The organism is Syntrophotalea carbinolica DSM 2380 (assembly GCF_000012885.1).
In the GTDB taxonomy this organism is placed as follows: domain Bacteria; phylum Desulfobacterota; class Desulfuromonadia; order Desulfuromonadales; family Syntrophotaleaceae; genus Syntrophotalea; species Syntrophotalea carbinolica.
Map to the genome: position 1 here is coordinate 1,767,032 of NC_007498.2, position 14,175 is coordinate 1,781,206.

Sequence of the window (14,175 nt, forward strand, 5' to 3'; positions counted from 1 at the left end):
AGATGAAAGTCTTGCGATATTTTTTAGCAATTTTTCTGATTTTGCTGCCTGTTTTGCCCGCATTCGCCGCAGCGGATGCCGGAGAACGGGCTTTTGTTCATGCAAAAGCGGAATATCGTCAGTTGCAGAATTCTTCGAAAGGCAAACTTTATCGCGAAAATTGGGAGCAGGTGATCCAGGGATTCAAAAAGGTAGCCGAGTCTTACCCACGCCACGGCCGGGCTGATGATGCCTTGTATATGGGGGGCAAAGCCAGCGAGGGTCTATATGCGATTTCCAGGCGCAAGGGCGACGCGCGGCAGGCCCTTGAATTTTATGACCGCCTGGCAAAAAAATACCCGACCAGTAACCTGGCGGACGATGCCTGTTATCTGGCCGGACGTATTCTTGAGCACAACCTAGATAACCGTTCAGAAGCCTATGTGCGCTACAAGCAGGGAGTCGACAAGCATCCCCGCGGCGACATGCTTGCGCTTTGCCGTGAGGGCGCAAAGCGCTTGTCGGCCTATGCGCCAAAGCGCAGTGTCGGGAAATCCGCTGCGTCAGATAGTGCCCGGAGCGATGCTTCCGGGCCCTTGAAGATTCATCAGGTCCGCTATTGGTCGAGTCCGGATTACACCCGTGTGGTTATTGAGATGACTCGCACCGGGCATTATACCCCACATCTGCTGCAAGCCGACAAAAGGGAAGGGCAACCGGTCCGTCTTTATGTGGATATTAAAGACGGCAACGTCGATGATCAGGTGCCCGCTGTCCAGAAAGTCGGTGACGGTCTTTTGCGAAGCATTCGTGTCGGTAACCCTTCCGATGATCTGGCGCGGATTGTTCTGGATCTGGAAACGTACGAGGATTACAAGATTTTCACTCTGGGCAACCCGCAACGTATCGTTATCGATGTGTCGGGGCGACGTCCGGCCAGTTTGAAAACCGCGCGGCCTGTACTGCACGCGCCTGTATCCAAAGATGGGGATGCCATCGCCAAGGTTCTGGATAAATCACCCGCGGAGAAACCTTTAAAAGTCACCCTGCCTGCCTCCCGGGTTTCGGGGAAATTGCGCCGCATCGTTGTCGACGCCGGCCATGGCGGTAAGGATCCTGGGGCCATCGGGCCCAGCGGCGTCAAGGAAAAGGATATTACTCTCGCCCTGGCCAAGCGACTTGCCGTCCGGCTCGAAAAAGAGCTTGGCTGCCAGGTTATCCTGACCCGCGACAAGGATGTTTTTCTGCCCCTGGAAGAACGAACCGCCATTGCCAATCGCGTAGGTGCGGACCTTTTCCTGTCCATCCACGCCAATGCCAGTAATAATCGCAAAGCGCAAGGGGTCGAGACCTATTACCTCAATTTTTCCAAGAACGACAAGGCTGCTGCAGTTGCAGCCAGGGAGAACGGCACATCTCTGAAGCAGGTCAGCGATCTGGAGCTTATTCTGTTCGATCTTATGGCCAATGCCAAAATCAACGAATCCAGCCGACTTGCCGCCGAAATTCAAAAGTCGCTGGTGGATAATCTGAGCAAGCACTATTCCCCGGTTAAAAACCATGGGGTGCGCCAGGGGCCTTTTTATGTCCTGCTGGGGGCCAATATGCCTTCGGTGTTGGTCGAAGCGGCTTTTATCAGCAATAAAACCGAGGAGAGCAGACTGCGCAGTTCCAAGTATCAGGAACGCGCGGCCCGTGCCATTGCGCGTGCTGTCCATACTTTTTCCCAAGATTCTAAAACGATCGCAAACAAATGAATTCTATCCCCGATCTGTCCGATAATCTTGAACTTCCCGATGCCCTGCAAAGCATAACTCGGGATACTTCGCGTCCCTATGACGATCGTCGCAAGGACCTGCTCGAAGCGGCAACAAGCTATTGGAGCCATTGCCGGGATGTGGTCATGGCATATCACCGTCGCGGTGCTAGCGGGCATGAAGTGGTGGCAAGGCTTACCGATGTCGCCGATGCGATGATGGCCTTGCTCTATGATTTTGCAGCTTCGGATCTGCCGGGAAAAGGTCGGGTCGGGTGTACCGTCATCGCCTTGGGCGGTTATGGACGATGTCAGCTCAATCCACGCTCTGATATCGACATTATGTTTTTCCATAACGGCAAGGGGAAAAAATTTACCGAACAGGTTTCCGAGCGCATGCTTTATCTGTTGTGGGATCTGGGGCTCGATGTCGGTTACAGCATCCGAACCGCCCGGCATTGTATCGACATTGCCGAGAAGGATCTTACCGCTCGGACCGCACTGCTCGATTCGCGGTATTTGTGTGGCAGCGAGAAATGTTTTCAGGAATATGAAAAAGGCGTGTTGGACAAGGTCCTCAACTGGAACAGCAAGGGGTATATCTCGGAAAAATTGGACGAGAGTTCCAGGCGCTTAGGTAAATACGGTTCCTCCGTGTATCTGCTCGAGCCTAATATTAAAGAAGGCGAAGGCGGATTGCGGGATCTGCATACCGCTCAGTGGTTGGCTCAGGTTAAATTCAAGGCGCGTTCCCTCTACGAGTTGGTTCTTAAGGGCATCATGACCGAAAAGGAATATGTCGAGTTCGAGGGGGCGTATGACTACCTGTGGCGCATACGTAATGAACTCCATTTTCTGTCCACCGGCAAAAACGAGCAGCTCCGCTTCGATCAGCAGGAAAAAATAGCGAAATTCCTCGGTTACAAAGACAACAAGCGCGCCCTGGCGGTCGAACAGTTTATGCAGGATTATTATGCCCACGCCGTGCACGTTGAAGTCATATCATCGCACCTGATAGATAAGGTGCGGCTGCACGATCAATCCGCACCGACTCCAAGTGCCAAGACCATATCGCGACGTACGGTCGAAGAAGGTTTTTACACGCTTCATGGCGAGTTGCGGCTTTCCCGGAGCAACCTGTTTGAGGAACATCCCGAGCGCATGATGCTGGCATTCCGCCTTGCGCAGTTGCACGAGGTGGCTTTGAGTCCGCAGGTTAAAAACCGAATTCGCGAGAATCTTCATCGTATCAATAATGCGGTTCGTCGCTCCAGGCCGATGGTGGATACCTTCATGGATATCCTACGTTACCATCGCGGAGTCATGCAGGCTTTGAAGGATATGCACTACCTGCGGTTTCTCAATCATTTCATTCCCGAATTCGGACGCATCTACTGCAGGGTGCAACACGATGCGTATCATGTTTTTACCGTTGATTCCCATTCGCTGTTTGCCATCGGCGAGCTACTCAAGTTGTGGGAGGGGGAGTACGCAACGGAACTGCCGAGCTTGACGGGGGTGGCCAACGATATCGAAAAGCGCGAGCTGCTTTTGCTGGCCATGCTGTTGCACGATGTAGGTAAAGGGGAGGGGCGCGATCACTGCAATAAAGGGGCGGATATGATGCCCACTGTCGCGCGGCGCCTGGGTTTGAGCCGCGAAGACAGTCAGCGGCTGGAGTTTCTGGTGCGGCATCATTTAAAGATGGCGCATATTTCCCAGCGTCGCGATATGCATGACGATCGGCTTATTATCGATTTTGCTCGCACTATGGGGATGAGCGAAAATCTGAAGATGCTTTATCTGCTTACCTTCGCCGATTTAAGGGCCGTCGGTCCGGATGTGTGGACCGCATGGAAATCGATGTTGCTGTGCGAACTTTTCGATAAAACCCACCTGGTTCTGGAGCGGGGCAATTTCCTGCTGGAAAAACGTTCTGAAAAGATACGCAACCGTAAACGGAAAATCCAAACTCTGCTGGAAGACGAAATCGATGCCAAGGTCGTGGCGGATCGGTTGCGCAAAGCCAGTACCCGCTACCTGTTGTCCTTCCGCAGTCATAGCATCGCTGAGCATATCCGCCTGATTCATGGCAGCCGCGATAAGCGTCTCGGATTTTTTGTGGCCGACGGGCCTGACGGTTTCTATACGCAGCTGACGATCGTTACCCACGACATGCCGGGATTGTTTACGATGATTACCGGGGTTATGGCCGCTTACGGAATCAATATCTTCGGTGCGCAGATCTTTACCCAGCGTGACGGTACCGCATTTGATATCCTCCAGGTCAAGGGACCTTCCGGTTATGCCGACGCGACCAGTGAAAAATGGCGCACGGTGGAGGAGTCGCTGCTGGCCGTCATCGAGGGAAGACTCAAAGTCGAGGATCTGATTCGCAAGCGTCAGCGGCCTGTTTTTTGGGCCGATGCCGGTCATCCCAAAGTACCCAGTCGTGTCGATATCGATAATGAGGTGTCTCAGGATTACACCGTGTTGGACGTTTTTACGCACGATGAAGTCGGTGTGCTGTATCGGATCTGCCGGACATTGCGTGATTTGGGACTGTATCTGGGGGTCGCCAAAATATCGACCAAGGTCGACCAGGTTGCCGATACCTTTTATGTCAAAGACATTTTCAGTCAAAAGATTACCGATCCCGATCGTATGGAAGAGGTGCGATCGCAGCTTCTCAACTGCCTCGATCATGAGAAGCTGTGATGGAAGAAACTCTGCCTGAATGTATCGGTTGGCACGGAGAGTGTCTCCGGGCAATCAGTAAAAGACACTATTTATATCAGTGATTTATGGATCAATATCTCGACCTTTTTCTTAATTATCTGGTGGTCGAAAAAGGCCTCTCCGCCAATACCCTGGATGCCTACGGGCGCGACCTTGCCCGATATCTGGAATTTCTCTCTGTCAAGGGGGTAACAGGCTTGGAGCAGGTCAGCCCGCCCATGGTGGTGGCCTTTTTGTCGGCTCTCAAGGAACGGGGGCTGTCGGCTCGCAGTCGCGCCCGCAAACTGGTTTCGTTGCGTATGTTTCATCGTTTTTTGCTGGCCGAGAATCTGGCAACGACCAATCCCGCTGCGCAGGTGGCGGCACCCAAAAGCTTTGCCAAGTTACCGCAAATATTGACGCCTGACGAGGTTGAAAGCCTTCTCAGCGCCCCTGGCAATACCACCTGTTTTGATTTGCGTGACAAGGCCATGCTGGAAATTCTCTATGCCACAGGCCTGCGGGTGTCGGAACTGGTAGGACTTACCTTGCAGGATTTACAGCTCGATGTCGGTTATCTCACGGCCTTCGGCAAGCGCGCCAAGCAGCGTATCGTGCCTTTGGGAGATGCCGCCAGAGAGGCTGTTCTTGAGTATTTATCCCATGGCCGTGGCGAGTTGGCGGGCGAGGTCGGTTCGGGGTTTTTGTTTTTGAATCGTTCAGGTAACGGGTTGACACGACAGGGGTTCTGGAAGATGATGAAGCGCAGAGCGATGGAGGCGGGCATCAATAAAAATATTACGCCTCACACTTTGCGACATTCATTTGCTACCCACCTGCTGGATAACGGCGCCGACCTGCGTGCCGTCCAGGCGATGCTGGGGCATGCGGATATTTCCACCACCCAGATTTATACCCATGTAACCAGAGAGCGAATGAAGGTTATTCACCAACAGCATCACCCGCGTGGGTGAGAGCTGGCGACCATATCGACAGAGGATACCATGAAGTATGTAGTTTTATTAGGAGACGGCATGGCCGATGAGCCCATGGCCGAACTTGGCGGCAAGACTCCGCTGCAATGTGCTCATACGCCGTTTATGGACCGGCTCGCCCGGGAAGGGCAGGTTGGCCTTGCCCAGACGATTCCCGAGGGGTTTCCCCCCGGCAGCGATGTTGCCAATCTTTCGGTGTTCGGCTATGACCCTGCCAGCTGTTATAGCGGGCGTTCACCCCTTGAGGCAGCCAGTATGGGGGTATCTCTGAATGCGGAGGATGTCTCCTTTCGCCTCAATCTGGTGACCCTCGGCGAGAACGACGATCAGCAGATCATGGAAGATTTCTCTGCCGGGCACATTTCCACCGAGGAAGCACGGGACATCGTGCTGACCCTGCAGCGGGAACTCGGTACCGAGCAGTTTCAGTTTTATCCCGGCGTGTCCTACCGTCATCTTCTGGTCTGGCGCGGTGGAATCGACAGCATGAATTTTACTCCGCCGCACGATATTACCGGTCAGTCCGTCGAAGGGCAGTTGCCGCGCGGTGAGGGGGCCGAAATCCTGCTGGAACTGATGGAACGAGCCCGTGGCATCCTTGCTTCGCACCCCGTCAATGAACGGCGTCGGTCCGAAGGGAAACGACCGGCCAATGCCATGTGGTTGTGGGGGCAGGGGCGCGCACCGCACATGCAGACCCTGCAGGAACGTTTCGGTTTGAGCGGAGCCGTTATTTCCGCCGTCGATCTGATCAAAGGCATCGGCATCTATGCCGGCCTGGATGTTATCGACGTTCCCGGCGCTACCGGTTATCTGGATACCAATTATCTCGGCAAAGCCGAATTTGCGCTGGAAGCCCTGAAAACCCGTGATTATGTCTATGTTCATGTCGAAGCACCCGACGAAGCTTCGCATGGGGGGCTGGTCCAGGAGAAAATCCAGGCGATCGAATCGTTTGACAAGCTGGTGGTGGGGACGATTGTCGAGGGCATGCAATCCATGGGGGATTTCCGCCTGTTGGTAGCGCCCGATCACCCGACTCCCTTGAGGCTTATGACGCATACGGATAAACCGGTGCCGTTTATTCTTTATGACTCCACAGGAGAATTCCTGACCGACCAGCCGGTCGCCGGATATGACGAATCGTCAGCCGCTTCGACGGGGCTGTTTATCGACCAGGGGTTCCGTCTTATGGAGAAATTGGTCGGTTGCTGAATTAACAACTGTCTTCATGCGGTTAGGTTTTCGTCAAATGGCCGGTCGGAGTAATCCGACCGGCCATTTTTTGTCAATTGCCCAGACCTGGTCGAAAAAATCAAGCGACGGGTGTGTTGAACAAGATTTATTCCAATAGGGTGTGTTTCAAGAGCTTCGTTGTAAGTATTTGTATTCCAAAGAAAAATTCGGCATTGTATGCTGGTTTTTGAGCGAAAGAGGTTCGGTGTTGGCAGGGGCGGTTTTTTTAGTCTTTGAAACAGATCCCATGGACCGCAAGGTGTCACAGTATAACGACAAACCTTCCGGCGGGCCTGTTTTTGTCGATATGTTGTTTTGGTGGGGCTTTCGTATATTTTTAAGTGCCCGAAAATACACGGAAATATAATTTTATGTGACGCTTTCCTGCACGAGCTAAGGTGTCGCCAGGTAGTGACACTCCCAAATGGAATATTTTACGAGGACAAGGCTGCCTCACTTCATCGTTCTCATAATCTGTTCGGATACTCAGGAAGAAACTGTCCAAGTATTGAATTTTTAGATCAAAAAATCTGTTCAATTTCCACGTAAAGGTAAGTGGGTTCCAATTATTCCACCCCTCCGATGGTTTGCTCTTTCCCTGTAACTTACCGTTACAATTACTATCCTGCCTTCCTCGCAAAAAAATCATTAGATGGAGTATATCTTAAAAAAGAAATGAGACCGAACCATATTAACGACAGGTTTTTCATTATGAAAAACCTGCTGAGAAGGCATTTAAGTGTCCGAATTATCGAGGGAAGTTTTGGCATGGCCGTTGCTCTATGCTTAGCGCGTCACGAAATGACGGCCTAAGGATACGGTCGCGCGGATATCCGCTCGATGTCGACGGGTTACATTACCAACATGATTTGGGAGGGTATGTCGATGGTATGAGGAAGCAATTTTCGTTCAAGGCAAAGTCAGAGTAATCTGGCCACGCAAAACCACGGGTCCATGGTTCATGGATAGCCGGGTTGCCGAAAATCCTTAATTCTTCAAAACACTTCAAGGTCAGTAGGTACATCTGCGGCGCTTTGCTCTGGAATTATAACGGCAGCGCCATTTTTTTGTGCCCGCACAGGTACAAAAAATTGAGAGACCCGGTTGATTCGGTGTCTAAAAAAAAACATTAAGAGGGAGCATATGAGAAGAAAATCCTTACTAAAAAATCTATCTACCATGGGAGGGCTGATTTGTGTGCTGTTGCTTGTCATGCAAATGGCTATTCCCGCAAGAGCTGCGGCAGCAACCGGAAGCTTTGAGTTCGATGCAAGCAGTTACTCTGTCGATGAAGGCGCCGGTCAGGCCAATGTTCTTTTGAAGCGTGTCGGTGGCGCGTCCGGTTCAGCAACCGTTCAGGTACGTACTCTGTCGGATACTACCGATTGGAAAACCGATTACGAGAGTTTCTCCTGGACCACAGTCAGCTTTGCCGATGGCCAGACCCAAAAAACCGTCAGCGTTGTCATTAACGATGATGCGGAGCAGGAATCCAGCGAAACGTTGAATGTTTTGTTGCGAAAACCCAGCGACGGAACGACGCTCGGCACCGTTACCAGTACTGCGGTAACCATTGTCGATAACGACTCCTTGCCCGGCAGTTTCGAATTTGCGCAGGCCGGCTATTCTGTTGCTGAAGACGGCGGCACGGTCGATGTTTTGCTGAAGCGGGTTGGCGGTACTTCCGGTGCGGCTACCGTCGGGGTGCGTACCATGGGGGTGACGGCTGATTATGCCACTGACTACAGCAGTTTTTCCTGGACCACGGTGAATTTTGCCGATGGCGAAACCCAGAAGCCTATCAGCATTGCCGTTACCGACGATGCAGCGGTGGAAGACAACGAAACTTTTACCGTGTTGTTGCAGAATCCCACCGGTGGCACCAGTCTCGGTTCTGTGACCGAAGCCACCGTAACCATTGTTGACAACGACGAAGCAGAGGCTCCTGTCTCCACGGAGCCGGGTAGTTTCGAGTTTGCGGCGGCCGGTTACTCTGTCGCTGAAGACGGCGGCACGGTCGATGTTCTGCTGAAGCGGGTTGGCGGTACTTCCGGTGCGGCTACCGTCGAGGTGCGCACCCTGGGCGTGACGGCCGATTACGCCACTGACTACAGCAGTTTTTCCTGGACCACGGTAAATTTTGCCGATGGCGAAACCCAGAAGCCTATCAGCATTGCCGTTACCGACGATGCAGCGGTGGAAGACAACGAAACTTTTACCGTGTTGTTGCAGAATCCCACCGGTGGTACCAGTCTCGGTTCCGTGACCGAATCCACCGTAACTATCGTCGATAACGACGAAGCGGCGGTTGGCGATACCACAGCACCGGTTGCAGCCATTACCACACCTTTGTCGGGCCTTGAAGTGACCAGCGCTCAGACTTTGACCATCGTGGCCGAAGCCAGTGACAATGTTGCCGTCAGTAAGGTTGAATTTTATGACGGAAGCAACTTGATTGGGACCGATACCACCAATACTTACTCGGCTTCATTGGATGTTAGCGAAACCGATAACGGTACGCATAATCTTACCGTTGTTGCCTATGACGAAGCGGGCAATCAGACCACGTCTTCGCCTGTAACGGTAACCGTCAATATTGCCTCCGCCTCCACGGAGCCGGGTAGTTTTGAATTTTCGGCAGCCGCTTATTCCGTCGATGAAGATGGCGGCACGGTTGATGTACTGCTGAAGCGGGTCGGCGGTACTTCCGGCGCAGCCGCCGTCGAGGTGCGTACCCTGGGTGTGACGGCCGATTACGCTACCGACTACAGCAGTTTTTCCTGGACCGTGGTGAACTTCGCCGACGGCGAAAGCCAGAAGACCATCAGTATCGGCATTACCGACGATGCTTTGGCGGAAAATGACGAAACCTTTACCGTATTGATGCAGAATCCCACCGGCGGAACGACCTTGGGGGCGGTGACCGAATCGACCGTAACCATTGTGGATAACGATATCGATTCCGGCACGACCGTGAATCCGGATCTGGGTTATTTGCCGACTTTCCCGGGTGCCGAGGGCTATGGTACCGAAACGGGTGGCGGCCGAGGCGGTCAGATCATCAAGGTCACCAATCTTAACGACAGCGGTACGGGATCTTTGCGTGCCGCCATACAGGCCAGCGGCGCTCGAATCGTGGTGTTTGAAGTCTCCGGCATTATTGAGCTGCAGAGCGAGCTGATCATTACCAACCCCTATATCACCATCGCCGGTCAGACCGCTCCGGCTCCGGGCATCATGTTGAAAAACCGGCGGCTTAAAGTATCCGCCCATGATGTGGTGATTCAGCATATCCGCGTACGTCCGGGCGATGAGCGCTCCTACAACACTTCCGAAGAAGGGGAACGGGATTGCCTGGGGATCGTCGGTCATTCGGATATCTACAACGTTGTGGTTGACCATTGCTCCTTTCAGTGGGCGGTCGACGAGGTCATCGGGCTGTGGGGATATAGCAACAGTCGACTGGACAACATCACCATTTCCAACTGCATTGTCAGCGAAGGTCTGGATAACTCGATTCACCCGGAAGGCGCCCACTCCAAAGGGTTCCTTATCGGTGACTATGCCAAGAAGGTAACCGTACTGCGCAACCTGATTTCTTCAAGCGACGACCGCAACGGCCCGAACGCCAAGGGTGGCACCACCTCGGTGGTGATTAATAACTACGTGTACAATGCCGGCCGCAGCGGTCGCATGCACTACAGCGATTCCTACAATGCCGGGACCCTGTTTCAATCGACCGTCGGCAATGTTTTCCGGGATGGTCCGGAGTATGCGACCCAGGCTCCGCTGTGGTGGGCCGACAATACCAAGTCCGGTTCGCAAGTCTACGCCTCGGATAACCTCATACAGCGGCTTGACGAGTCGGTGGCTTCCGTACCGCTGATGGATCCTCCGTCCTGGGGCAATCCGCAGGTGTCGACGCCGCCGGTGCCCTACGACAACGTCACCATCCTTCCGACGAGCAGTGTCAAAAGCTACGTATTGCAGAACTGCGGAGCGCGACCTGCCGAGCGTGGAACGAGTGCCGGCGACAGTCTCGACGAGCGGGTCATAAATGACGTCTGGAACGGCAGCGGGGCCATGATCGACACCCCTGCCCAGGGCGGCGGTTGGCCGACATATGCTAAGAACACCCGGCAGTTTGTCGCGCCTGCCAATCCCAACGGCGACGACGACGGAGACGGCTACACCAATATCGAGGAAGTATTGCATCAGATGGCTGCCGCTGTCGAATAAACGACGGATAACGTCATTACAGATATTATGCATATGTTACGCGCGGGGTCGTTCTTTGGACGACCCCGTTTTTTATAGGCTGTATCGGATATGGCTTTCGGTCTGTGGGGTTATTGTAATTAGAGATGGCTTGTTATAATGACATTAAGAGTATGACTTTCAGCCTTTTTTCATAAGAGGATCAGAGCCATGGCCCGTAATCTTTTTCTCTACATCTGGATGTCGTTTGCCATGGTCGTTATGTGCTGCATGTTAACTACCTGCAGTTATTACCAAATCTCCCCGCAGCGGGGTGAGTTGAAAATTTACCCTGGTGCCGAAGGCTATGGTACCGAAACGCCTGGCGGTCGAGGCGGTCAGATCATTAAGGTCACCAATCTTAACGACAGCGGTACGGGATCTTTGCGTGCCGCCATACAGGCCAGCGGTGCCCGAATCGTGGTGTTTGAAGTCTCCGGCATCATTGAGCTGCAGAGCGAGCTGATCATTACCAACCCCTATATCACCATCGCCGGTCAGACCGCTCCGGCTCCGGGCATCATGTTGAAAAACCGGCGGCTTAAAGTATCCGCCCATGATGTGGTGATTCAGCATATCCGCGTACGTCCGGGCGATGAGCGCTCCTACAACACTTCCGAAGAAGGGGAACGGGATTGCCTGGGGATCGTCGGTCATTCGGATATCTACAACGTTGTCGTTGACCATTGTTCCTTTCAGTGGGCGGTCGACGAGGTCATCGGGCTGTGGGGATATAGCAACAGTCGACTGGACAACATCACCATTTCCAACTGCATTGTCAGCGAAGGTCTGGATAACTCGATTCACCCCAAAGGCGCCCACTCCAAAGGGTTCCTCATCGGTGACTATGCCAAGAAGGTAACCGTGTTGCGCAATCTGATTTCCTCGAGCGACGACCGCAACGGTCCGAACGCCAAGGGTGGCACCACCTCGGTGGTGATCAATAACTACGTGTACAATGCCGGCCGCAGCGGTCGCATGCACTACAGCGATTCCTATGGTGCCGGGCCGCTGTTCCAATCGACCGTCGGCAATGTTTTCCGGGATGGTCCGGAGTATGCGACCCAGGCTCCGCTGTGGTGGGCCGACAATACCAAATCCGGTTCGCAGGTTTACGCCTCCGATAACCTCATACAGCGCCTTGACGAGTCGGTGGCTTCCGTACCGCTGATGGATCCTCCGTCCTGGGGCAATCCGCAGGTGTCGACGCCGCCGGTGCCCTACGACAACGTCACCATCCTTCCGACGGACAGCGTTAAAAGTTATGTGCTGAAAAACAGCGGCGCACGGCCGGCAGAGCGCTGGACGACCTACGGCGACAGAATCGACGAGCGAGTCATAAGTGACGTCTGGAACGGCAGCGGGGCCATGATCGACACCCCTGCTCAGGGCGGCGGTTGGCCGACGTATGCCCAGAACACCCGGCAGTTTGTCGCGCCTGGCAATCCCAACGGCGACGACGACGGTGACGGCTACACCAATATCGAGGAAGTATTGCATCAGATGGCTGCATCTGTCGAATAACGTCGCCGATATATCGCTGCCTCGATCCTACTGGTGGGTATTTCAATTCTCTTTTTGTTTCTGTGATTTCTCTGAATGCTGGCCAGTAGCCAGGGGGTTCTGTGGAGATTGTTCCGCAGGGCTCATGCCAGGGCATGTGGCGGAGTCGGCGTGGCCTTGCGGGGTGTGCGGTTTTTGTTATGCTGAAGTAGAACCTGCTGACCACATTCCACGGTGATTCGAAAGCGCGTATTGTCGACAGGTCGGATCGCCGCTGGATTGCTGACTTAACGTATACTCAGGGATGTTTTTATGGGGGTGCCAAGAGCAAAATATGCTTACCCTTATCGCTGCCACTCTTGGATTGTTGATCGTTGTGATCGAAATGGTTCGGCCCAAAAACCACCGACTCATGGACTTTTTCGGGTTTTTGAGTCTGCTCTACTTCATCGTTTTTGTCGTCTGCCCGATCATGGTCGCCTACTTTAGTCACACTGGCCTTGCAGACTCGGGCTTCGGCTGGTTGAAGTTTCATACCCTGGAGCCGATTGCTTTGGTTTACGGTGAGATCTACGCCTTGGCCGGCTATCTGCTCCTGTTTTTCGGTTATTGCGGATCCGGGGGGATGGTTTCCTCTCTTTGTAATGGATTTAGACGAACGGATACGCTTTCCGATATAGACAGTCCTTGTGCTTATAGCCAAAAGTCACTGTTTATATGCGGTACATTGCTTGCAGTGGTGGGCGGATCATCTTTGCTCATTTACGCTCGGGAGCTTGGTGGATTTATTGAATTGATCAGGCTGGCCGGACCTATGAGATCCGATAACCCGCCTGTGATAACCCCTTATGCTTTTTTGAAGAACATCTCGCCTCTGCTTTTATCCTCGTCCTTCTTTTATTACGCCTTGTGGAAGGATTTCAAGAAGCCTCGTCGAACCTGGTTTTATGGTTCGCTGTTTTTTGTAACTTTTCTGTTGTCCCTGGTTCAACTGTTTCATATGGCCGGCCGCTTGGGGTTCGTTTCCTACGTTGTTACCTTTCCATTGGTCAGTATGATGATCCGTGGGCGTCTGAAAATACGGCCCCTTTTGTTCGGACTCGGTCTGGCCGTATTTGTGATCCTGTTCGGGAAACAGTTTGCCCATATCATCATCGATCCAGAGGCCATTTCGCGCAAAATTCTATTGCTTGGGTCTGAAAAATCTTCTGTCCTGGTGTCTATATTGAGCGAATTCGCTTTTCCCCTGGTATCTATAGCCAATACGGTTTGTTTTGCTGTTCCTTACGAGGTTCCTTATCACTTGTTCGTCGACTTCCCATTGGCCATTGCCTATCTGGTTCCAAAGCGAATATTTCATGTCAATCTACCGGAGACCGCGGATAGTTTTAATTTTGCACAGTTTAACGGTCCCATGCCTATCGACCTGATTTCTTTCGGATACTACAGTGGCGGAGTTATCGGCGTGGTGCTTCAGCTGCTTATATTCGGAGCCACCCTCAGGATGGCCGACCGTTTGTTCTCCGGTCGCAATGAAACGATTATTGAAGTATTCAGAGTGGCCTGGATGCTATTTCTTGGTTTCCGGATTATGTATGGCGGTCCGGTTATCTCGCTGAAAATCGGATTTTATCTGGTGATCGGAACGGCATTGTTGTTGCTTTGCCGGCGGCGCGACTTTCAGCGTGAAGCAGCCCTGAATACCCGAAAGGCTTGATGGGTATCCATTCC

Annotated in this window: 7 protein-coding genes and 1 riboswitch; all 7 genes read left to right on the forward strand. The window is 53.0% G+C overall.

All coding sequences use genetic code 11. The features are described from left to right. The first annotated feature begins 2 nt into the window (after positions 1 to 2). The 7 genes from PCAR_RS17810 to PCAR_RS08505 all read left to right on the forward strand — a co-directional run bounded on the left by PCAR_RS17810 (position 3) and on the right by PCAR_RS08505 (position 14,161). On the forward strand, positions 3 to 1,736 hold the full coding sequence (locus tag PCAR_RS17810) for an N-acetylmuramoyl-L-alanine amidase (protein ID WP_011341240.1): 1,734 nt from the start codon (positions 3 to 5) through the stop codon (positions 1,734 to 1,736). Further along, complete coding sequence (glnD, locus tag PCAR_RS08475; RefSeq protein ID WP_011341241.1) at positions 1,733 to 4,453, forward strand: [protein-PII] uridylyltransferase; 2,721 nt, start codon at positions 1,733 to 1,735, stop codon at positions 4,451 to 4,453. Before PCAR_RS17810 ends, glnD begins: the two co-directional genes overlap by 4 nt. A gap of 86 nt (positions 4,454 to 4,539) precedes the next feature. Beyond that, positions 4,540 to 5,427, forward strand: a complete 888-nt coding sequence (xerD, locus tag PCAR_RS08480) for a site-specific tyrosine recombinase XerD (RefSeq protein ID WP_011341242.1) — start codon at positions 4,540 to 4,542, stop codon at positions 5,425 to 5,427. 30 nt (positions 5,428 to 5,457) lie between these two features. After that, on the forward strand, positions 5,458 to 6,663 hold the full coding sequence (locus PCAR_RS08485) for a cofactor-independent phosphoglycerate mutase (protein ID WP_011341243.1): 1,206 nt from the start codon (positions 5,458 to 5,460) through the stop codon (positions 6,661 to 6,663). 924 nt (positions 6,664 to 7,587) lie between these two features. Beyond that, positions 7,588 to 7,666, forward strand: a riboswitch (cyclic di-GMP riboswitch). 161 nt (positions 7,667 to 7,827) lie between these two features. Next, positions 7,828 to 10,923: a Calx-beta domain-containing protein gene (locus tag PCAR_RS17815; protein ID WP_011341245.1), complete on the forward strand. Its 3,096-nt coding sequence runs from the start codon at positions 7,828 to 7,830 to the stop codon at positions 10,921 to 10,923. Positions 10,924 to 11,112: 189 nt separating this feature from the next. Next, entirely contained in the window at positions 11,113 to 12,465 is a 1,353-nt protein-coding gene (locus PCAR_RS08500; protein WP_011341246.1) for a pectate lyase family protein, read from the forward strand. 313 nt (positions 12,466 to 12,778) lie between these two features. Next, entirely contained in the window at positions 12,779 to 14,161 is a 1,383-nt protein-coding gene (locus tag PCAR_RS08505) for a hypothetical protein (protein WP_041531313.1), read from the forward strand. The last annotated feature ends 14 nt before the right edge of the window (positions 14,162 to 14,175 follow it).